This is a genomic window from Guptibacillus sedimenti (assembly GCF_028610665.1).
Taxonomy (GTDB): Bacteria; Bacillota; Bacilli; order Bacillales; family Guptibacillaceae; genus Guptibacillus; species Guptibacillus sedimenti.
On sequence record NZ_JAQQWV010000004.1, the window covers coordinates 114,800 to 135,443 of the forward strand.

The 20,644-nt window shown below is 40.9% G+C and carries 21 protein-coding genes; 2 read left to right on the top strand and 19 right to left on the bottom strand.

The features are described from left to right. Positions 1-3: 3 nt before the first annotated feature. The 5 genes from PQ578_RS17215 to PQ578_RS17235 form a co-directional block, all read right to left on the bottom strand. Positions 4-399: a thioesterase family protein gene (locus PQ578_RS17215; RefSeq protein WP_224884629.1), complete on the bottom strand. Its 396-nt coding sequence runs from the start codon at positions 397-399 to the stop codon at positions 4-6. Between the two features lie 200 nt (positions 400-599). After that, positions 600-1,394: an ABC transporter ATP-binding protein gene (locus PQ578_RS17220; protein ID WP_098446483.1), complete on the bottom strand. Its 795-nt coding sequence runs from the start codon at positions 1,392-1,394 to the stop codon at positions 600-602. Beyond that, positions 1,360-2,394 (bottom strand): ABC transporter permease, encoded by a 1,035-nt coding sequence (locus PQ578_RS17225; protein ID WP_273835680.1) that lies wholly within the window; start codon positions 2,392-2,394, stop codon positions 1,360-1,362. The genes PQ578_RS17220 and PQ578_RS17225 overlap by 35 nt, the downstream gene beginning before the upstream one ends. A 105-nt stretch (positions 2,395-2,499) precedes the next feature. Further along, complete coding sequence (locus PQ578_RS17230) at positions 2,500-3,510, bottom strand: ABC transporter substrate-binding protein (RefSeq protein ID WP_420541581.1); 1,011 nt, start codon at positions 3,508-3,510, stop codon at positions 2,500-2,502. 172 nt (positions 3,511-3,682) lie between these two features. Next, complete coding sequence (locus PQ578_RS17235; protein WP_273835682.1) at positions 3,683-4,651, bottom strand: NAD(P)H-dependent flavin oxidoreductase; 969 nt, start codon at positions 4,649-4,651, stop codon at positions 3,683-3,685. A 167-nt stretch (positions 4,652-4,818) separates the two neighbouring features. Between PQ578_RS17235 and PQ578_RS17240 the strand changes: the two genes are divergently transcribed. After that, positions 4,819-5,343, top strand: coding sequence for a gamma carbonic anhydrase family protein (locus PQ578_RS17240; protein ID WP_273835684.1), 525 nt, complete (start codon positions 4,819-4,821; stop codon positions 5,341-5,343). 41 nt (positions 5,344-5,384) lie between these two features. Here PQ578_RS17240 and paaX read toward each other — a convergent pair whose 3' ends face one another. From paaX to lplA, 10 genes are all read right to left on the bottom strand, one after another. Continuing rightward, complete coding sequence (paaX, locus tag PQ578_RS17245) at positions 5,385-6,278, bottom strand: phenylacetic acid degradation operon negative regulatory protein PaaX (RefSeq protein WP_273835686.1); 894 nt, start codon at positions 6,276-6,278, stop codon at positions 5,385-5,387. 92 nt (positions 6,279-6,370) lie between these two features. Continuing rightward, positions 6,371-7,147: an enoyl-CoA hydratase-related protein gene (locus tag PQ578_RS17250; protein ID WP_273835690.1), complete on the bottom strand. Its 777-nt coding sequence runs from the start codon at positions 7,145-7,147 to the stop codon at positions 6,371-6,373. 134 nt (positions 7,148-7,281) lie between these two features. Beyond that, the gene (locus tag PQ578_RS17255) at positions 7,282-8,055 is read right to left on the bottom strand and encodes an enoyl-CoA hydratase-related protein (RefSeq protein ID WP_273835691.1); all 774 of its coding nucleotides are present in this window, start codon (positions 8,053-8,055) and stop codon (positions 7,282-7,284) included. A 15-nt stretch (positions 8,056-8,070) separates the two neighbouring features. Then, positions 8,071-8,391, bottom strand: a complete 321-nt coding sequence (locus PQ578_RS17260) for an EthD family reductase (RefSeq protein ID WP_273835692.1) — start codon at positions 8,389-8,391, stop codon at positions 8,071-8,073. A gap of 25 nt (positions 8,392-8,416) precedes the next feature. After that, entirely contained in the window at positions 8,417-8,890 is a 474-nt protein-coding gene (gene paaD, locus PQ578_RS17265) for a 1,2-phenylacetyl-CoA epoxidase subunit PaaD (RefSeq protein ID WP_273835693.1), read from the bottom strand. Between the two features lie 13 nt (positions 8,891-8,903). Then, complete coding sequence (gene paaC / locus PQ578_RS17270; protein ID WP_273835694.1) at positions 8,904-9,680, bottom strand: 1,2-phenylacetyl-CoA epoxidase subunit PaaC; 777 nt, start codon at positions 9,678-9,680, stop codon at positions 8,904-8,906. Next, a complete protein-coding gene (gene paaB / locus PQ578_RS17275) occupies positions 9,680-10,012 on the bottom strand; it encodes a 1,2-phenylacetyl-CoA epoxidase subunit PaaB (protein ID WP_224884217.1) in 333 nt (110 codons plus the stop codon). The genes paaC and paaB overlap by 1 nt, the downstream gene beginning before the upstream one ends. A gap of 6 nt (positions 10,013-10,018) precedes the next feature. Continuing rightward, positions 10,019-10,951: a 1,2-phenylacetyl-CoA epoxidase subunit PaaA gene (gene paaA / locus PQ578_RS17280; protein ID WP_273835788.1), complete on the bottom strand. Its 933-nt coding sequence runs from the start codon at positions 10,949-10,951 to the stop codon at positions 10,019-10,021. 142 nt (positions 10,952-11,093) lie between these two features. Continuing rightward, positions 11,094-12,620, bottom strand: a complete 1,527-nt coding sequence (locus PQ578_RS17285) for a fatty acid--CoA ligase family protein (protein ID WP_273835695.1) — start codon at positions 12,618-12,620, stop codon at positions 11,094-11,096. Between the two features lie 197 nt (positions 12,621-12,817). After that, positions 12,818-13,807: a lipoate--protein ligase gene (lplA, locus tag PQ578_RS17290; protein WP_273835696.1), complete on the bottom strand. Its 990-nt coding sequence runs from the start codon at positions 13,805-13,807 to the stop codon at positions 12,818-12,820. A gap of 172 nt (positions 13,808-13,979) precedes the next feature. On the opposite strand from lplA, the gene PQ578_RS17295 reads away from it, so the two are divergent. Then, positions 13,980-14,174 carry a hypothetical protein gene (locus PQ578_RS17295; protein WP_098446470.1) on the top strand — a complete coding sequence of 65 codons (195 nt, stop codon included), beginning with the start codon at positions 13,980-13,982 and terminating at the stop codon, positions 14,172-14,174. A gap of 601 nt (positions 14,175-14,775) precedes the next feature. Here PQ578_RS17295 and PQ578_RS17300 read toward each other — a convergent pair. The 4 genes from PQ578_RS17300 to PQ578_RS17315 all read right to left on the bottom strand — a co-directional run bounded on the left by PQ578_RS17300 (position 14,776) and on the right by PQ578_RS17315 (position 20,496). Next, positions 14,776-15,522 (bottom strand): MBL fold metallo-hydrolase, encoded by a 747-nt coding sequence (locus PQ578_RS17300; protein WP_273835697.1) that lies wholly within the window; start codon positions 15,520-15,522, stop codon positions 14,776-14,778. After that, positions 15,519-16,481: a DNA-binding transcriptional repressor DeoR gene (deoR, locus tag PQ578_RS17305; protein ID WP_273835698.1), complete on the bottom strand. Its 963-nt coding sequence runs from the start codon at positions 16,479-16,481 to the stop codon at positions 15,519-15,521. Before deoR ends, PQ578_RS17300 begins: the two co-directional genes overlap by 4 nt. A 113-nt stretch (positions 16,482-16,594) precedes the next feature. Continuing rightward, entirely contained in the window at positions 16,595-18,595 is a 2,001-nt protein-coding gene (gene tkt, locus PQ578_RS17310) for a transketolase (protein ID WP_273835700.1), read from the bottom strand. 227 nt (positions 18,596-18,822) lie between these two features. Next, positions 18,823-20,496, bottom strand: a complete 1,674-nt coding sequence (locus PQ578_RS17315; protein ID WP_273835702.1) for a glycoside hydrolase family 13 protein — start codon at positions 20,494-20,496, stop codon at positions 18,823-18,825. Positions 20,497-20,644 lie beyond the last annotated feature (148 nt).

Here is a 20,644-nt window from a genome sequence, read left to right on the forward strand (position 1 = left end):
CGCTTACATTTTAGCGTTTTCTAATTTCTCGTCGATCACCTTTTTAGGGAGAATAAACTGAATCACTTTTCCTGTTCCAATAAGCTCTCTTCCTTTTTTAACATCTATTCTGCTAATAACCGATTTGTGTGTAAGTGTAATAATAACGGCTCGTATTGTAAGGGATTGCCCTTCACACGCTGGACCCATATGCTTTACCTCAACACCGCCGCCGATTCCCTCTTCATCATCTTCAAGATAAGGAAGGATTAACTGTCTTGCGGCCCACTCCATATGATAGACCATCGATACAGTCGAATAAGCTTGATGAATGATTTTGCCTTCAAACTGAGCATACATATCTGGCGTGACCTTTACATGAATGACAGCACTCTGTCCAACCGAAATCCCCTGTTTCATCAGCTACACCTCACACCATAATATATGACGTTTATTTAACGATATAATAACATCACGTATAATAACCGTCAATAAATTGTCAAAAAATTAGGAACTAAACAATAGTGAAACAATCTAAAGGTAAGCATGCTAAAGAATCTTCCTTACCTCCATAAGCCATTTCAAGAAAAACCAACCGGAAATCCGATTGGTTTCAATTCCTACCCTAAGAGGGCTCGGTCATTGTTCATCTTTGTACCTTTGATTCGCTGGAATTCTTGAAGCAGAGCCTCAATTGTTAAATTCTGCTTATCTTCTCCCTCAACTTCTAATATAATTTTACCGCTATCCATCATAATTAATCGGTTGCCTAAGTCCAGTGCCTGTTGCATATTATGAGTGACCATAAGTGTTGTTAATTGAGTTCTTTCTACAATTTCACCAGTCAATTTTGTAATTAAAGCTGCTCGGGCAGGATCGAGAGCTGCAGTATGTTCATCTAATAAGAGCATTTTAGGCTCTGTGAAAGTCGCCATTAAAAGGGACAGTGCTTGCCTCTCTCCTCCCGATAGCATGCCAACTTTCGCAGATAGGCGATCCTCAAGACCAAGATGAAGCGTTTCAAGTGCTTCCTGAAAAGTTGTTTTCAGCTTTTTAGTCACGCCTTTCATTAGCGTTCTTCTTCGATTTCGATTGTAGGCGAGGGCAAGGTTTTCCTGTATCGTCATGGATGGAGCTGTTCCTGCCATAGGATCCTGGAAAACGCGTCCGATTAACTTTGACCTCTTATATTCTGGTAAGCTTGTAATCTTCTTATCATCAATAAAGACATCTCCAACATCAGGTGTTAATACCCCGGAAATCATATTCATTAACGTTGATTTCCCTGCCCCGTTACTTCCGATCACTGTAACAAAATCACCTGGATCAAGCGTTAAATTAATATCTTCAAGTGCAATCTTCTCATCAAGCGTACCTTCGTTAAATACTTTGTGAATTTGATTTAGTTGAAGCATACTCTTCGCCTCCATCCTTCATTTCTTTTAACTTCAACTCTTGCTGAAGACGTTTTCGCTTCTTTCGATTTCGTTCTTTTTGACCATCTATTAATTGTGGAAGAACAAGAGCAGCAATTACAATCACAGCTGTAATCAATTTCATATCACCTGTCTCCAGGAAATCCACTCGCAGCGCTAAACTGACAACAATTCGATAGACGATCGCTCCTCCAACTACAGCGAATGTCGTCACTGCTATTGTCCGTGTTCCAAAAATTGCTTCTCCAATAATCACTGAAGCAAGTCCAATAATAATCATTCCAATGCCCATCCCAACATCTGCAAATGAGCTATACTGTGCAATTAATGCGCCGGCAAGTGCTACAAGAGCGTTCGAAAGCCCAAGTCCAAGAATCGTAAATTGATCCGTGTTCGCTGAGAAACTACGAATCATTCGTTTATTATCACCTGTTGCTCGAAGTGCAAGACCAATTTGCGTGCGTAAAAATAAATCCGTCAAAATTTTTATAAGTGTCGTAACAAGTAGCATGCTTATTAAAACGGACCATGTTGATGTTAGGTTGCCAAGTCCAATTGATGAAGCTAAGTTGCTTAGTAGAGGATCGAGCCCAGATGCTTCAAAAAAACCTTCTAATTTGGTAAAAACAGATTCCTCATTTAGCAACGGAACATTGGACCTTCCCATTATTCTTAAGTTTATGGAATAGAGTGCAATCATCATAAGAATCCCCGCAAGAAGAGGATTGATTTTCCCTTTTGTATGTAGGAGGCCTGTTACGCAACCCGCTAAAAACCCCACTCCGATCGCTATAAGCGTTGCAAAAAAAGGATTCGTTCCATTTACAATTAGAATTGCAGCAATAGCTGCACCAGTGACGAAGCTCCCATCAACGGTTAAATCGGGGAAATCTAGAATACGAAACGATAAATAAACACCAAGTGCCATAATTGCATAAATAATGCCAGATTCTACTGCTCCAAACATTGCTGAACCCATCCCGAACTCCCTCCTAATCTTTTCACAGTGGATTTATCCATTTGAAAACGGTATTCGTAAAAAAGGTTCGAAAAAGAAAACCCCTTCTTTTTCGAACCCATTTTTCTACTCTGTGTATTCCCCCATCTCTTCCCATTCTGACTTCACTTCGATGCCCATTTCTTCTGCTGCTGTTTCATTCATTTTAAGTTTTAAATTCTGAGGGTATTGCACTGGAATATCTGCCGTCGTTTCTTCACCTTTTAAAATCTTTGCAGCCATCTGACCTGCTTCATAGCCAATATCTTGATAATCAAAACCATAAGCCGCAAAGGCACCGCGGTTAACAGAATCAAATTCTCCCGCAAACATCGGAATGTCCTTATCATTTGCTACGCTGATGACCGATTCGAGCGCTGATACGACCGTGTTATCTGTCACGATGTAAATCACATCTACTTTACCAACAAGCGCTTCAGCTGCTTGCTTTACCTCAGCTGAAGTGGAAACACTCTTCTCAACAGCTTTCATATCCTTACCTTCCATTGCTTCTTTCACAATATCAACTTGGGCCACAGAATTTTGTTCCCCGGCATTGTAGATCAGCCCAACATTTTTAGCATCGAACTCATTGGCAATAAACTCAATTGTTTTTGGAATCGCTTCAGGATGAGTATCTGTTGTACCTGTTATATTCTCACCTGGTTTATCAAAATCCTCGACAAGTTTTGCACCAACTGGATCCGTTACCGAAGTAAAAACAATCGGAATATCGGAAGTGGCATTTAACGCGGACTGTGCGCTTGGCGTTGAATTGGCAAAAATTAAATCTACTTCATCACCTACTAGGTTTTGCGCAATCGTGTTACTGTTGTTCATGTCATTCTGAGCATTTTGAACATCGTAAGTAATGTTATCTCCTTCTTTAAATCCGTTCTCTTCGAGTGCCATTTTAAAACCTTCATAAGCTGCATCTAGTGAAGGGTGCTCCACGATTTGCGTGACGCCAATTGTATAAGTACCTTTACTTGCTTGTCCTTCATCATCTGCGTTTGATGACGAATTGTTCGATCCACACCCTGAAAGTACCATCACGCTTACTACCGAAATTCCAATCCACTTTTTCCAGGATTTCAAATGCCTGTCCTCCCCCAAATAAGTTCTTCCAACTTATTGTCATCATATTTTAATCCTATCGCCTGTCCGGCATATTGTATCGTTATGGTACACTTGCAAATCTAGCTTGTCAACGAGTATTCAAACAATTATTACTATTTTATATTTTCAAAAATAATATTCCGATATAGATCTAGTGCTTTAAATAAAAACCTTTAAATGCTTTCATCTGATTCTCGTAAATTTGCTCAGCTCCTTCCATCATTTCTTTAAATAGCTCCTGAACTGTCGGAATGGACTTAACTAATCCGCTTATTTGTCCGCCATTAATAAATCCTTCATCCAATCGCCCTTCTACTGCACCAATTCGATGTTTTTCCTCATCTGTCATTGCTTCAAAATCATCTGGATGAATACCTGCTCCTTCCGCTTGAATTAACCGGTCAGCATAAGCTGTTTTTAAAATCCTACGTACTTTTCCGACGCTCCGTCCTACGATGACCGTTTCTGTATCATCTGCTTCTAGTAACCTTTCAACATACCGTTCATGATAAGGTGATTCCTTCGTTGCAATTAACCTTGTTCCCATCTGAATCCCCTCTGCCCCTAAAGCTAATGCTGCGGCAAAGCCTTTTGAATCACCTACCCCTCCTGCAGCAACGACGGGTATTTGCACTTTAGAGACAAGTTGAGGTATAAGCGTCATTGTCGTAAGCTCAAGTGGCGAATTGATTCCAGCAGCTTCAAAGCCTTCTCCTACGATAAGATCAGCACCAGCTTTTTCAGCTTTTTGTGCATGCTTCACGCTAGCGGTAACACAAATGACCTTGATGTTATTTTGTTTAAAATATTGAATATAAGGGGCTGGGTTACCGGCTGAAAGAGAGACGACAGGTACAGCGTATTTTACAGCTAATTCACACATTCCTTTTAAGTTTGCTGTAACCGAAATTGGTATATTGAGCGCAAATGTTTTCTTAGTTCGTTTCTTCATATCAAGAAGCAATAATTCTACTTCATCTACTGTTAAAGTACCCGTTCCGATTGTTCCGAGTCCGCCTGCTTCAGACACAGCTGATGCAAGAACAGGACTAGAAATATTCCCCATTCCTCCTTGTATAAATGGGTAGTGAACGCACAGCAACTCACAAAGACGTCTCATTGTATATCTCCCCCTAAATTTATGACGATATTAATACGCTTTAATTAAAACGTGTTATACTTATTTATAACATTCAAAGTGAAATAAAAAATTCCTGCTTCTTATGAAACACGATTTATTTCTAGTCCGTCACTAGCCTGTTATTTCGGAAAGGAGAACACGCTTATATGTTATTTTCGTATAATGGTTTAACACCAGATCTTGCGGAAGATGTGTACGTAGCTCCAGGCGCCAAAATTATTGGGGATGTTACAATTGGAGAAAAATCAACCGTATGGTTTAATGCCGTTTTAAGAGGGGATGAAGCACCAATCATAATTGGAAAAGGGTGCAATATCCAGGACAATTGTACGTGCCATTTGTTTGAAGGGTTCCCACTTGTGTTAGAAGACGAAGTATCTGTTGGCCATAATGCGATTCTACATGGCTGTACAATTCGTAATGGAGCATTAATCGGTATGGGAGCAATCGTACTTGACGGGGCTGAGATTGGTGAAGGTTCGCTAATAGGGGCAAATACGCTGATCCCTTCTGGTAAAAAGATTCCACCACATTCTATGGTTCTCGGCTCTCCAGGAAAAGTAATCAGGCAATTAACAGAGAAAGACAAGGAACTCATTACCTTAACGATTGAAACGTATAAAACAAAGGGAAAAGAATTTAAGGATCAGGTACATGAAGTGGTCAGATAACGAAAAAGAAGGAACGGGATACCCGTTCCTTCTTTCTACTTCTATGACCTGTCCGATAACAAAGGATGCTGGAGCGCATCATACTCATTATCTTTATTTTTTAGTTCATTTCCTTCTCGAAAAACCTCTTCAAAAAAACGTGAAGCTGGTCTCGCAAGCGTTTTATAGTAATCGCTAAATAACATGGCTGCATGCTCGCCAGGCCATTCGTCAGGTAATAGTTGGGATGGAAGGCCCGGATCAATAAATAGAAACTTCCGGTACTCATGAACGAGCTTTGCGCGTTCTACAAAACAGTCGCCATCACTCATTTTCCCTTTTTCTATTTTACTACGATCGATAACATAACGCTCGCTATACATTTTAATAAACTCACGGTATCGATTGCTTATTTCATTCAAATCCCAGCATTCATTGACAAGGGCATGGCTTTCGTGTGGACCTTTATAATCAGCAACAAAGAAATGAACGTAGTCGTTAATTTCATACTTATCGATCAGCCATTTCACCTGTTCTTCAAGGTGATTAGGTGAAAGCCATAAGCTAGCGGATGAACTTCCGAACCCGCTCCAAACAAGCTCTTTACGTAGCTCATCTCGAATATGTCGCTTCTCTTCAGGGATCGTATAAAGAAACATACGCCATCTTCCATCCCATTCTGCTGGCCGGAGCTTAAATATTCTCTCAGCCGCCTCATCCATTCTCCTAATCCCACGTTCTGTTAAATAGTAGAAACTCTTATTTCCTTCTTTCCTTGCTTCCACCCAGCCCTGCTTACTCATTCGTGAAATCGCCGCTCGAACAGATTGGTCATTGTGCCCAAACTCTTTTAGAAGACGAATCAAACTACCAATCCAAATATCATTTCCATAGTGTCTAACATACTCTCCATACAATGTAAAAATCATGGAGCGTGTATTCAAAGATTCGCTCATCATCATACCTCCGCTTGCTTAAAGCATTCCGAAATAAAAACGCGGTTCAAATATGATGTTATACTACCAGAGCCTTTCCTCTTCTGCAACAACTACTCCCCTTTAAAAATTGGTTTCCTTTTTTCTGCAAAGGCATCTAATGCTTCAAGACGGTCATTCGTTGGGATTGTTACTTCATAAGCTTTCGATTCAATTGCCATTCCTGTATGACGATCCACATTCATACCTTCTCGGACAGCAAACTTCGCCTGCTGCACAGCAATTGGAGCATTTTGGCAGATTTCGCGTGCTAACTCTTCACATTTTTTAAGCAAGTCTTCACGTGGTACGACCCCGTTTAGAATACCACTTTCGTAAGCCTCTACTGATGTTAATTTTCGTGCTGTTAACACCAATTCCATCGCTTTCGCTGTGCCAATTAGACGAGGTAAACGCTGGGTTCCTCCCGCTCCCGGTATGATACCTAGACTTGTTTCGGTTAAGCCCATTTTTGTTCCTTCGACGGCATAGCGAAAATCACACGCGAGAGCAAGCTCAAAACCTCCACCAAAAGCAAACCCATTCAATGCTGCGATTGTTGGCTGAGGAAGTGATTCAACAGAAGAAAACACTTCTCGGATTTTTTTTACGTTGCGGCGGACTTCACTGTCAGAGAGTGTTCTTCTTTCTTTTAAATCAGCTCCTGCGCTGAAAGCCTTTTCACCAGCTCCCAAAAAAATAACGGCACGAACCTCGCGATCTGAATAGATATCGTCAACAATTCCCTGCAGTACTGAAAGGGTTTCGTAGTTAAAACAGTTTAGAACTTCTGGTCGATTTAAAGTTACGTATCCAACATGGTTTTTTACTTCATATGTAACAACTGACATTTGAAGACCTCCTTCTATGGTAGTAAGCATAGGAAAGAGCCGGGAAGTTCGTTCACCAACCTCCACGGCTACTTTCACTCTATAGCATCTATTCAAGATTTACCCCCGGTTTCCTGCTTTTTTCTCTCGCTCTCTTAACTCCCCTGGAAAACTGGTTTACGTTTCTCGGTAAATGCTAGAAGACCTTCCTTATGGTCTTTCGTTTGACCAGCTTCGGCCTGCGCAACAGCTTCCATTTCAAGCACCTCATCAAGGGTACTTTCCCAGCTGCGGAGTAAGCTCTGTTTAATGAGAGTTACCGCTTTGGGCGGAAGGCTAGCTAGACGGTTTGCAAACTGATTAATTCCTTTCTCCCATTGTTCATTAGAAAAAATTTGCGTCACAAGTCCAAGCTCCTTAGCATCTGGAGCACTTACTTTGTCTCCAAGTAGCGCAAGTTCTAGCGCTTTCGCATGACCAATCAGGCGCGGAAGAAAATAGGTACTCCCAGAATCAGGAACAAGGCCAACATGAACAAATGCTTCAATAAAGCTTGCGTTTTCATGAGCTAATCGAAAATCACACGCAAGAGCAAGACTCATGCCTGCCCCTGCCGCTACACCGTTAACTGCAGCAATGACCGGTTTAGAAGAAGAGGTAATTTCTTTTACCATCGGATTATAAGTAGCCCTTAGCATTTCACCATGATCCACACCTTCTTCAACGCCACCTAAATCCTGACCTGAGCAAAAAGCTCTTCCATTACCTGTGATCACCACACAGCGAGCTTTATTATCGTTATTCGCTAGCTTCATCGCTTCCGTTATTTCTTGATTCATTTTAAATGTAAACGCATTCAATTTATTCGGTCGATTTAACCGAATCCAACTTACGCGATCCTTAACTTCATAATCAATCGTTTCAAACATTCATTGCACCTCACTTTAATTTGTATCTGCTGTTTCTCCAACTTCTTCACCAATCATTAGTGTTACAAGATCGCCTGCAAAACTCATTAAATCTTTACCTGAAGCCTTACCTTCTTGAGACTTCATTCCCGCTTTCATCGATTCATGATCTTCATAGTACATTTCACACATCAAATAATAGTCGCTTTTTCCCATAGGTGACCCAACAATCTTTGTCACTTCCATTTTTTTCAGTCCAGGGATTTTTGCTGTAATTGGGGCGTGCGTATTAAAATAATGCTCATCGAATTTCTGGGCGTTCTCCGGCTGTTTATACAATGCGATCACTTTAACCATCATTCATCAACCTTTCTTCTTTTAATTAAATTGACACAGGCTTCATCGCTTCAAATGGGTTTTTACACGACTTACAATACAAAATACTTCGACAAGCGGCTGGTCCAAAAATATTATCCATTGTTGTATAAACTGATCCACAATATGGACACGGCACATGCCATTCCCCTTCCACACGGTCTTCAGGTGGCGCAATACCGAACTTTTTCAATTCCTGCCTCCCCTTCTCCGAAACAAGTTCGGTTGTCCATATGGGATGCCGAATAAATGCAACAGATAAAGAATTCACTTCAGGAATACTTTCTACAGCAAGCTCGATATTCCTTTTGATGATTTCTAATGCAGGACACCCAGAGAATGTTGGCATCACTTCAATTGTGACTCGATGATTATGAATAGAAACGTTGTGGATCATCCCAAGGTCCACTACGCTTACAACAGGAATCTCCGGATCTTTTACCGTATCAAGCACCTTCATCACTTTCTCTTTAAGTATCATTCCCTCCCCCTCCTCACCACTCCGCTGTTGGGACAGATTGATATACTTCTGACAACGTAGCAAGCGCTTCCGCTAAATGGGGTGTATGAATGCCATTTCGACCATCCCCCTGTTTCATTTTCATAGAATACTGGATGTTTTCTTTATTTAAGTAAACCATCCATCGTTCTTTAAGGACATCTTCACTTTCAATAAGCGAAAGCCTCGCCATTCGATCACCAATACGCCCGTATGAAAAAACACCACCTAACTCTTCAAATACAATGCTCATTGCTTCTTCCATTCTACTTTTCGCTTCAGCTGTACTACTGATAAGCTGCTTAAACCAAACTTCCCAATGCATCATATGGTAGCTCATCTCAATGGAGATTTTTTGAACAATGTGTTGCAGTGGCTCATAAGATGATTTCTTAATTGAATCAAGTCGAACCTTTTTGGCCAGCGTATAGAAGTAATTTCGAACAACAGTAAATGCCCAATCATATGATGGATTTTCTAAATAAGTCCCCGTTCCATTCGGCAACTCTACAAGAATTGCATTTCGAAAATAGTCAGGAGAGCGATTATGCGTTAAGTGATCTATCTTTCCTTCTCCAAGCTCTTCTAGTAATCCATAATAAAGTGCGGCATGCCCCATCAAATCCTGACTAATTGAAGCAAACGCTACATCTTCTTCAATATGAGGCGCAAGACCTAGCCATTCTGATCCACGGTATGCTAGCAGAAAATCATCATCTGCTAATTGATAGATCAGTTCAATTAAGCACTCTCGGTATTCCAAAGCCTCCATTAGCCCTCTCCCCCTCCCATGATGTCTTTTGCAGTAAGTTGCTCTTGCTCATACTGACGCCATTTTTTCTTTAAATACCCATAACCCTTCGTTTCTCGGTAACTCTTCTCTAAGTGCTTCACTGCCTCTTTTTCTTCAGAATTCATTCGTTTAATGTGGTCTCGCTTCACGACCCAGATATCAGCTGCCTGCTCACGTCGAAAGAAATTTTCCTTTGCCATAACAAAGGCAAGTTCCTCATTTGGCGCAAGAAGACTAAATTGATGCTGAAGTGCTGATGTATCTGTTTTTTTGCTAAACACCTCATAGACTTCATAAAAAGGACTACTCACGACAGATCACCTCGCAATATTTGATACCTTACTTGTTCCGAGCGCTTCCCTCACCCAACTGTTCATTTCATACGATCGCATTCGTAGCGCTAATCGCTCCTTGGATTTTGGACCATGTCCAGTCACAATTTTCTTGAATTCTTCCCAATCTGGCTGTTGATACTGCCATTCAGAAGTTTCTTCATCAAATTTCAGCGTGGGATCTGGAATCGTTAGACCTAGCGCCCATACTCGAGGAACATATTTTGTTAGAAATTCCTGCCTGAGCTGTTCATTCGTTTTGGTACGAAGTTTATAGCGCATATTTTTATCTTGATGGCTGTGTCCTGTTTCGGCGTTTGTTTTTGGCCCAAAAAACATTAATAACGAGGTCCACCATCTGTTAATAGAATCTTGTAATAAGGTTCGTTGCTCCTTCGTTCCTTCAGCTAGCGCCATAATAATGCTTTCACCATGCTGAGCATGAAACACCTCTTCAGCACAAATGCGTTTCAAAGCGCGCCCATAAGGTCCATAAGACGTTCCAAGCATCATCGTCTGCGATATAATTGCCGCGCCGTCTACTAACCACGCAATCACACCAGCATCCCCCCACGTTGGGGCTTTCATATGAAAGACATTATGGAATTTCAATTTTCCTGAAAAAAGATCCTTCATAATATCATCACGATTCCTCCCTAGTGGTTCCATTAAATCTTCTGCTACTCGAAGTAATAGTTGACCATGGCCCATTTCATCCTGAACTTTCGCCATAATCGCAAGCTTTCGGTAGATAGATGGAGCCTTTGGAACCCATTCTTTTTCAGGTAAAGCTCCCATAATCTCACTAATCCCATGCATGGATATCAAACGAATTAATGCTTCTCTATAGTCATCCGGCATCCAATCATCCGCTTCAATTTTTTCACCACTATTGATACGATTCATAAAATGATCCATTCTTTCGTTTAAAGAAATCACTATTATGCGCACCTCCAATATAACGTTTATTTAACGTCATTATATTTTATTGTTATACAAATATCAATCGTTTTCTGATTATTCATAACAAAAGCCGATCCTAAATGGATCGGCTTTTGTCTTAAGCGTTTACTTGTTTACGAAGAGCTTTTCTTAATATTTTTCCAGTTGTATTCTTCGGCAATTCACTAATAAATTCTACAATCGTCGGACATTTATATTTTGCCAGATGCTCTTTACAATAGTTCATTACATCTTCTTCCGTCATCTGCTGCTTTGTGACAACAAAGGCTTGAACTGCCTCCCCGAAGTTTGGATCTGGGACGCCCACTACCGCTGTTTCAACGATATCAGGATGCTGATAAAGAACTTCTTCAACTTCTCTTGGATAGACATTATATCCGCCTACGATGACCATATCCTTTTTTCGATCCACAATATAGAAGTAGCCCTCTTCATCCATCTTCGCTAAATCACCAGTAAATAGCCAGCCTTCTTTCAGCGTTACTGCGGTATCCTCTGGCATTTTATAATAACCTTTCATCACATTTGGACCTTTAACAGCTAGCTCTCCAACCTCCCCTACCGGAACTTCCTGTCCTAGTTCATCAACGACTTTATTTTCAACATTCGTGATGTTCATACCAATCGAGCCTGCTTTACGGGGACGATCCAGTGGATTGAAGCACGTAACAGGAGATGCTTCTGATAATCCATATCCCTCTGAAATCCGAACTTGAAACTTTTCTTCAAAACGGTGTAGAAGGGCCACAGGTAAAGAAGAACCTCCTGAAATACAAAGTCGCATATGCTGAAAATATTCAGCTCGACCTTCTGGGTATTGGTATAAGAAATTATACATGGTTGGTACTCCTGCAAAAATAGTAGCTTTGAATTTCTCAGCAACGCGGAAAACTTCTTGAGGACTGAACTTAGGAAGGATTAACAATGTTCCTCCTGAAATAAGAGGGGCATTCATTGAAACGGTCATGCAAAACACGTGAAACATAGGAAGGGCAGTGACCACAACGTCATTAGAAGAGATTTGAAGGTAAGAGCCAGTATCTGATGCATTACTAAATAAATTCTTATGCGAAAGCATCGCACCTTTTGGTTTTCCTGTTGTTCCCGATGTATACAGGATAACAGCCAAGTCATCTTCGTTTATCGTAACATCTGGAAAAACCTCGTTTTGATCCTCAATCATTTTTGTAAACGGTTTCAATTTTGTGTTTGCAATAACTCTCTCTTCTTTCCCCTCACCAGTATAAGTAACGAGAACGATATCAGTTAATTGACCGGCCATTTTTTCAACTAGAGGGAGTGCTTGTTCCAATGTAACAATTGCCTTCACGTCTCCATTATGAAGAAGATAGCCAATTTCATCCGGAGTATAAATGGGGTTAATTGGAATAACGACGGCGCCAGCTCTTAAAACTCCGTAGTAAGCAATTAAAAACTCTGGTGAGTTACCTAATATTAAAGCCACATGATCGTCTTTTTTAATTCCTTCTGCCAATAAATTTGTAGCAAAACCAGAAACCTTCTGATCAAGTTCTTTGTACAAAACAGCTTCATCCTGATAAATGTAAGCTTGTTTCTCAGGATAAGTCGCTGCTGTCTCTTTTAATTGCTGAGATAGATTCATTCGCTCTCCTCCTATATGAATGAGTAGTCATTCATTTTTAATTTTCTAAATATATTATATTGGAAGAAAATTTTACTAGCAAGGGGAACAAAGAAAAGTTCATAAATTAATTCTCAACAAAAAACGTTCTAAAATATTTTGAACAACTAAAAAGAGGCAACAAAAGAAGAAGGAGCTGGATTCCCAGCTCCTTTCTTTTAGTATAGAAGATCAATGAATTCCTTTTTTGTTATTTTCCCGAAATAATGAGATACGTCCACTTCTTGAAGAGCTTCTTCAAGCGATCCACGTTCATAGCGAACACCTATTAGTTGGTTTTCTATCTCTTTCACGTCCCCAACGCCGAAGAAATCTCCAAAAATCGTAGCCTGTTCGATGTACCCCTTCTTTACTTCAAGACGAACATCTATTGACCCAATCGGAAAACGCTTTGAATGCTGAACGTTAAATTTTGGAGAGCGACCATAATTCCAATCCCAATTCTTATACCGTTCCTCCGCAATTTCATGGATGGCTTTCCAATCTTTTTCGGTTAAGTCATAAGAGGGGATTTCTTTTTCTCCTTCGAAAATATACTGAAGTAACGTTTGTTTAAATTGCTCGCGCGTCATCTCTTGATCCATATGTTCACTAATATTGGTAACGCGACTGCGAATGGATTTAATGCCCTTCGATTCAATCTTCTCTTTATTTACTTTTAGAGCTTTCACTACATTTTCTAAGTTCACATGAAACATTAGCGTTCCGTGACTATACATTCTCCCCTTTGTCGAAAACTGGGCATTACCTGATATTTTCTTCCCGTTCACTAACAAATCGTTTCGTCCACTGAGCTCCGCATCGACACCAAGTTTGCTAAGTGCCTTTACTACCGGATCGGTGAACTTCTTATAGTTGTGAAAACTATTGCCGTCATCCTTCGTAATAATGCTAAAGCTTAGATTACCCGGATCGTTATAAACCGCGCCTCCACCCGAAAGACGACGAATGACATCCACACCATTCTCACGTATGTAGCTCGTATCAATTTGCTCAATGGTATTCTGATTTTTCCCAACAATAACTGTTGGATTCATCGAGTAAAATAACAAATAAGTTTCCTCAGGATCAAGCTCCTTCAAAATGTATTCCTCAATCGCTAGATTAATCCCAGCATCCATAATGTTCTCATTATCTATATAAAGCATCCTTGTACCTCCTGTATGTTCTCTATCTCTATTCTAATGAATTGTTGGAAAGGAATCAAAACCTGATACTTATGTCCCCCCGACCAAAGTACGAAAAAGCACAACACCTCTACCCTTTCCTAGCTGTCTCCGTACGAATATTGTAAGCAAACGTACTATGAGGAGGAGCAATATGAAAATCGTTTATTACGAAAAAGGTGAAATCCCCGTCGTCGTAGGGGCTTCCAACCTAAACTCTAGCCTAACCATCGAACAGATCAAATCCGAAGGCGAAAAAAAATCTAAAGAACTAGCCCGCCTACTAGGCCGAGAAATCGGCTTCCTAATGGACATGAACGGAAAACTAGACGCAACGTTAGGGGAATAACGAAAAGCGGAAGCCTCCGTTTAGACCCGGCAGGCACTGGAGCCCTCCAAATTGAACACGGTCTTTGTGTTCGAGTTGTAGGGTGAAGTGACCGAGGGTCTGGAGGCTGCAGCTAGACATGAAAAGCGGAAGTGGGCGGTTAGGTCCGACAAGCGCTGGAAGACGTATATTTGAACACTGTCTTTGTGTTCGGATGTACGTCTGAAGCGACTCGAGGACCTGCCCACTGCATCTGGATCTACGAAAAGCGGAGACGAGCGTTTAGAAACGGAGATATTGGAGTTCTTGAACTAGAGCACGGTCTTTGTGTTCTGGTTCAAGAGCGAAATATCGCAGTTTCTGCGAGTCACAGCTGGATCTACGAAAAGCGGAAGTGCCCGTTTAGCCTCGAAAAGCGCTGGAGCCTCATAAAAAGAACACGGTCTTTGTGTTCATTTTATGAGGTGAAGCGATCGAGAGGCTGGGCGCTGCAGCTGGATCTACGAAAAGCGGAGACGAGCGTTTAGAAACGGAGATATTGGAGTTCTTGAACGAAAACAAAAATTGCTTCATTTCTATCATTCAAAAAGCCAGAAGAAGGACTCCTTCTTCTGGCTTTTTACTATAACTCTTTTTCTGAATCCCAAACTAGTCCTGTAGAAGCAAGTACAACTTCCCCATCAAAGTATTTTTTTGCATCTTTTTGAAGATCCGATAACTCTCCAAAATGCGGAAGATGCGTTAACATAAGAGTGGAAACATTCGCTACGCTTGCAATTGTTGCTGCATCCGTACTATTCATGTGCCCCATTTTAGAACCATCCATATCCGCATAAAGGTTGCATTCTGAGATGAGTAAGTCAGCTCCAGCAGAAAAGACTTCGAACTCTTTTATATAGCTTGAATCTGCTGTAAACACTACGGTATGCTTTCCATCAGTTATGCGCATAGCAAAACATACAACCGGATGTTTTGTTTTTTGAAAAGTAATGGAAAACGGGCCGAGCTCTAAACGATCTTCTTCCGTGTAAGACCTCGCTTCGGTATAAGGCGTATGATCCAAACTATTAAAACCTGCTTCATCATGGGAATGACCATAGATCGGTAGCGCTGGTAATTCAGACTTTGTTTTGGATTGAATCAAGCGCCCGTGATAAAGAACCCCTACATCTGCAATATGATCTGGATGGTAGTGACTAATGATGACACTATCGAGTTCTTCGACGGAAAGGTGATATTGAAGTTGTGCCAATACACCACTTCCACAATCAATTAACAAGTTATAGCCTTCACTCTGGAAAAGATACCCTGCACTCGCTTCTCCAGCTTTAGGGTAACCTCCCCACGGACCTAATACAGTCATTTTCATTGTTTATCCCTCCCCTGCTTTTTCTTCTCTAATAAAGCGCGAGCCGTAAAGTGATCGGTTATAAGAACATTGGCATAGCCACCTTCCAACGCCCCATATATCGCTTCAACTTTATTTGGACCACCAGCCGCCAATATTGACTTTTCTTTTGTAGCAAGCTCTTGTAGATCAATTCCAATTGTGCGTTCATTTAATTTCTTATGAATGAGCTTCCCTTTTTCGTCAAAAAATCTCGAACAAATTTCACCAACAGATCTCGTATGAATGACTTCTAGCTCTTCTTTTGATACATAATCTGCCTGTACAATAACCGAGTCATTTGTTGGAATTCCAACACTAAATAAAGCAATATTCGCATTCCGACCCATGTCAAGAACACGACGAATGTGTCTATCTTCTTCCATCGTTTGCTTTACAAGAAGATGGTCAACTATGGCAGGAACAGGCAAGAAATGGCTCGTAGCATGAAATGCACGGCCAAGCATTTGAATCACTTCATAAGCATAGGTGTTGGTTTCTGAATAACTAATGCCGCCATTTAATTGAACAACCGAAACGTTTTTCAGTAACTTATGACGAAGGTTCTTACCGATCTCATTTAGCGTGGTGCCCCATGAAACACCAATCAAATCATTGTCTTGAATAGCTGTATTTAAATAATCAGCTGCAATTTTACCGATATGTTTTTTAACAAGGTCATCCTCAAATTGAGGAACAATGGCGATCCGCGTTTCTAATAATCCAAACAAATCAGCAAGTTCTGATGAAAGCATATGAACATCTTGGGATGGATCATGAATCTTAATTTCAACAACGCCTTCTGCTTTCGCTTGTTTTAATAAACGCGAAACCGTCGGCCTTGAAACCGCTAATTTCTTTGCGATCTCCTGTTGACTATAGTCCAATTGATAGTATAAGCGGGCAGCTTCTACCACCTTTGTCAGTTTATCTTTATCCATAGCAACACCCGTGTATTCAAATATTTAATGGTCTTTAGTTAAGAAAAAGGCTTCCAGAAAGACCATTTCGCCTTCTGAAAGCCTTCCGCTCTTCATCTTAAGATACGATTATCTTATTTGGAGAGCATTGCTTTAACTTTATTGACAACATTTTCTGCAGTAAAGCCAAATTCCTTAATAACAGTGTCGCCAGGCGCAGATGCTCCAAAGCGGTCAATCGCAAGAATATCACCTTTTTGGCCAACATACTTATCCCAGCCAAATGATACGCCCATTTCAATACCAAGACGAGCTGTTACGTTGTCTGGTAGAACGCTTTGCTTATAATCAGCTGATTGTTTTTCAAATCGATCCCAGCTTGGCATGCTGACAACAGAAGCTGAAATGCCTTCTTTTGAAAGAAGTTCTTGCGCTTCTACTGCTAAGCCAACTTCAGATCCAGACGCAAGAAGAATGGCTTCAGCATCGTCACTACCAGCTACAACATACGCACCGCGTTTCACGCCTTCGTATGCTTGTTCCGGTGACTCTGTCACAACTGGAAGATTCTGACGAGAAAGCACTAGAGCTGTTGGGTGATCCGTTGCTTCAACAGACAATTTCCATGCTGCAGCAGTTTCATTTCCATCCGCTGGTCGGATAACTGAAAGACCTGGCATCGCACGAAGTGAAGCGAGTTGCTCAACAGGTTCGTGAGTCGGACCATCTTCTCCCACTGCTACGCTATCATGAGTGAATACGTATGTTACAGGTACACCCATCAATGCTGATAGACGAAGTGCAGGACGAAGGTAGTCAGAGAATACGAAGAACGTTGCACCAAAGATACGAAGACCTTTGTGGAGGGCAATTCCGTTCATTGCTGCAGCCATTCCAAATTCACGTACGCCGAACCAAATATTACGGCCACTATAATCTGCTGGTGAGAAGTCCTGCTCATCTTTCAACATTGTTTTGTTAGAAGACGCAAGGTCCGCTGATCCACCGAAGATTTGAGGGTTATTTTTAGCAAGAGCATTAAGAACTTCTCCAGATGCAGCACGAGATGCTGTGCTTGTTCCTTTTTCATAAGTAGGAACTTCGCTATCCCAACCTTCAGGAAGTTCATTATTTAGAGCTGCTGATAATTGCTTTGCAAGCTCTGGATATTGTGCTTCGTATTTTTTGAAAAGTTCATTCCATTCCTGCTCTTTTTTGCTTCCAGCTTCTTTAAAATCTGCAAATTGGCCTTTCACTTCTTCAGGAATATAGAAATCTTCTTCGAAAGTCCACTGGTAGTTTTCTTTCACTAGCTGAATTTCATCTTTCCCAAGTGGTGCACCATGGGAAGTGTTTTTGCCACCTTTGTTTGGTGAACCATACCCAATTGTTGTTTTCACTTCAATTAGTGTCGGTTGCTCTGTATTGCTTTTCGCTTGTTTAAGAGCGTCTGCAATAGCACCCATATCATTGCCATCTTCAACGCGAATTACTTGCCAGCCGTATGCTTCATAACGTTGTTGAACGTTTTCTGAGAAGGACTGATCAAGATCACCATCAAGAGAGATGTCGTTTGAATCATACATAACAATAAGATGACCAAGCTTCAAATGTGCAGCTAATGAAGCAGATTCTGAAGATACGCCTTCCATTAAGTCGCCATCTCCGCAAATGCTGTACGTATAGTGATCAATGACATTAAAGTTATCTCGGTTATACGTTGCAGCTAAATGACGTTCAGCCATTGCCATACCAGTTGCCATCGCAAGGCCCTGGCCAAGCGGTCCAGTTGTTGCATCTACTCCTGGTGTCTCACCGAATTCTGGGTGTCCTGGAGTATTGCTCCCCCACTGGCGGAATGATTTTAAATCTTCCATTGTAACGTCATATCCAAACAAGTGAAGCATGCTATATAATAGTGCTGAACCATGACCTGCTGAAAGAACAAATCGGTCGCGGTTAAACCAATCCGGGTTAGATGGATTGTGATTCATGAACTGACTCCATAGCGTGTAGGCCATAGGTGCAGCTCCCATCGGCATGCCTGGGTGACCTGAGTTTGCTTTTTCAACTGCATCGATTGCTAGCGTACGAATCGTATTTACAGCAAGTGAATCCATTTGAGTCGTTGTCATATGTATACACTCCTTTTTTATATTGAAATTTAGTAAAATCCCTAATGAACAAATGTACATCTGTTATTATACATGAGTGAAACAAAAAGAAAAAGGAAACCGAATACTTTTCAAGAAAATTCTTTTTCTCAAAATTATCTTCCCTCGAAATAAAGAATTCAATCCTTTAAAAAACGATAAAGTAAAACCCAAATGAAAGAAAGCGCAGGCTGCGCCCGCGCTTGTACCTACATCATATACACTTTCACTTCGTAAGGGCGCATGTTCGACTCATTTTGCAACTGATTCGCCACATCTTGGTAATTATGAACGAGTAGTTTTCCGCCGTTTAACGTTTCTGGAAGATTCAGTTCACACGTTTCTTTCGAGAAGTTAGCAGCAATAACCAACGTCGTGTCCTGATAACGCCTCGTGTACACATATAAATTCTCATCCTCTTCTAAAAGTAGCTGATAATTACCATGGATAAGTACAGGAAGCTCTTTTCGAAGGCGAATTAAATTTTTGTAAAAGTAAAAAATAGAATTTTCGTCACTTAACGCCTTTCTGGCATTAATTTCGTGATAATTACCATTCACTTTTAACCATGGATTTCCAGTCGTAAACCCCGCGTTTTTCTCATCAGTCCACTGCATAGGCGTCCGTGCATTATCACGGCCTTTTTTGTGGATAGCGTCGAGTACTTCTTCTGGATTTCTTCCTTTTTCAACAACTTCTTCGTTATACATATTAAGCGTTTCGATGTCCTCGTAATCCTTAATATCATCAAAGTAGACATTCGTCATCCCGAGCTCTTGTCCTTGATAAATATATGGCGTTCCTTGGAGAAAATGAAGCCATGCAGCCAGCATCTTGGCTGATTCTACACGATATTCCTGATCATCTCCAAATACAGAAACTGAACGAGGCTGATCATGATTCTCCATATATAAACTATTCCACCCAGTACCGTGAAGCTCGGTCTGCCATTTTGAAATAATCCGTTTTAAATCCGTTAGTTTCCAAGCCTGTTGATCCCATTTACCTCCAGGCCCACTTGTTACATCCATGTGTTCAAACTGAAACAGCATATTCACAATACCATCATTTTCATTCGTGTACTTTTTACCATCTTCAGGCGTGGCCATTGGCATTTCGCCAACCGTCATTGCATCGTATTTTGATAAAACCTGTTCGTTCATTTCGTTCATGTATTCTAAGAATTTCGGACCATTTACGAAGTAATCTCCTCCCCACTGATAAGGAGAATCATCCGTTACTTCGGCATCTGGTAAACCAGGTGTTTTGGAAATCAAATTTATAACATCCATCCTGAATCCATCGACCCCTTTATCGAGCCAAAATTTCATCAGAGCATACACTTCTTCTCTTAGCTTTTCGTTTTCCCAATTGAGGTCAGGTTGCTTTTTTGAAAAGAGATGTAGAAAATATTCATCACTCTCTTCATCATACTCCCACGCAGAACCTCCGAAAAAAGATCCCCAGTTGTTTGGAGGCTGGTCTTCCTTACTTTCTCGCCATATATAATATTCACGAAACGGATTATCTTTTGATTTTCTCGCTTCGGTAAACCACGCATGTTCATCAGAAGAATGGTTAACAACTAGGTCCATTACAAGACGGATTCCACGTTGATGCATTCCTTCTAACATCTCTTCCCAGTCTTCCATCGTTCCGAACTCATCCATAATCGTTCGATAATCACTAATATCGTAACCGTTGTCATCATTCGGCGACTTATAAACGGGTGATAACCACACCACATCGATGCCTAATTCGTTCAAATAATCGAGTTTTTCTGTAATTCCTCGAATATCACCAATTCCATCCCCGTTACTGTCATTAAAACTTCTAGGATAAATTTGATAAACAACGCTTTCCTTCCACCACTGTTGAGCCATGCAGTCTCCTCCTTTATACCGTGAACTTATGCGCAAACGTTTTCACTGACTATTATAGAAGAATGTCACCGAGAGTACAACTGCAGAAGTGAAACGTTTTCTCTTCCATTGAGGGTAAGTTCTTTTCTAATTGAGCAAAGGATTGATA

Coding starts and splice junctions, on each gene's coding strand:
- PQ578_RS17215 (WP_224884629.1), bottom strand. CDS start 399: ATGAAACAGGGGATTTCGGTTGGACAGAGTGCTGTCATTCATGTAAAG.
- PQ578_RS17220 (WP_098446483.1), bottom strand. CDS start 1,394: ATGCTTCAACTAAATCAAATTCACAAAGTATTTAACGAAGGTACGCTT.
- PQ578_RS17225 (WP_273835680.1), bottom strand. CDS start 2,394: ATGGGTTCAGCAATGTTTGGAGCAGTAGAATCTGGCATTATTTATGCA.
- PQ578_RS17235 (WP_273835682.1), bottom strand. CDS start 4,651: ATGAGACGTCTTTGTGAGTTGCTGTGCGTTCACTACCCATTTATACAA.
- PQ578_RS17240 (WP_273835684.1), top strand. CDS start 4,819: ATGTTATTTTCGTATAATGGTTTAACACCAGATCTTGCGGAAGATGTG.
- paaX (WP_273835686.1), bottom strand. CDS start 6,278: ATGAGCGAATCTTTGAATACACGCTCCATGATTTTTACATTGTATGGA.
- PQ578_RS17250 (WP_273835690.1), bottom strand. CDS start 7,147: ATGTCAGTTGTTACATATGAAGTAAAAAACCATGTTGGATACGTAACT.
- PQ578_RS17255 (WP_273835691.1), bottom strand. CDS start 8,055: ATGTTTGAAACGATTGATTATGAAGTTAAGGATCGCGTAAGTTGGATT.
- PQ578_RS17260 (WP_273835692.1), bottom strand. CDS start 8,391: ATGGTTAAAGTGATCGCATTGTATAAACAGCCGGAGAACGCCCAGAAA.
- paaD (WP_273835693.1), bottom strand. CDS start 8,890: ATGATACTTAAAGAGAAAGTGATGAAGGTGCTTGATACGGTAAAAGAT.
- paaC (WP_273835694.1), bottom strand. CDS start 9,680: ATGGAGGCTTTGGAATACCGAGAGTGCTTAATTGAACTGATCTATCAA.
- paaA (WP_273835788.1), bottom strand. CDS start 10,951: ATGGATCATTTTATGAATCGTATCAATAGTGGTGAAAAAATTGAAGCG.
- PQ578_RS17285 (WP_273835695.1), bottom strand. CDS start 12,620: ATGAATCTATCTCAGCAATTAAAAGAGACAGCAGCGACTTATCCTGAG.
- lplA (WP_273835696.1), bottom strand. CDS start 13,807: ATGCTTTATATAGATAATGAGAACATTATGGATGCTGGGATTAATCTA.
- PQ578_RS17295 (WP_098446470.1), top strand. CDS start 13,980: ATGAAAATCGTTTATTACGAAAAAGGTGAAATCCCCGTCGTCGTAGGG.
- PQ578_RS17300 (WP_273835697.1), bottom strand. CDS start 15,522: ATGAAAATGACTGTATTAGGTCCGTGGGGAGGTTACCCTAAAGCTGGA.
- deoR (WP_273835698.1), bottom strand. CDS start 16,481: ATGGATAAAGATAAACTGACAAAGGTGGTAGAAGCTGCCCGCTTATAC.
- tkt (WP_273835700.1), bottom strand. CDS start 18,595: ATGACAACGACTCAAATGGATTCACTTGCTGTAAATACGATTCGTACG.
- PQ578_RS17315 (WP_273835702.1), bottom strand. CDS start 20,496: ATGGCTCAACAGTGGTGGAAGGAAAGCGTTGTTTATCAAATTTATCCT.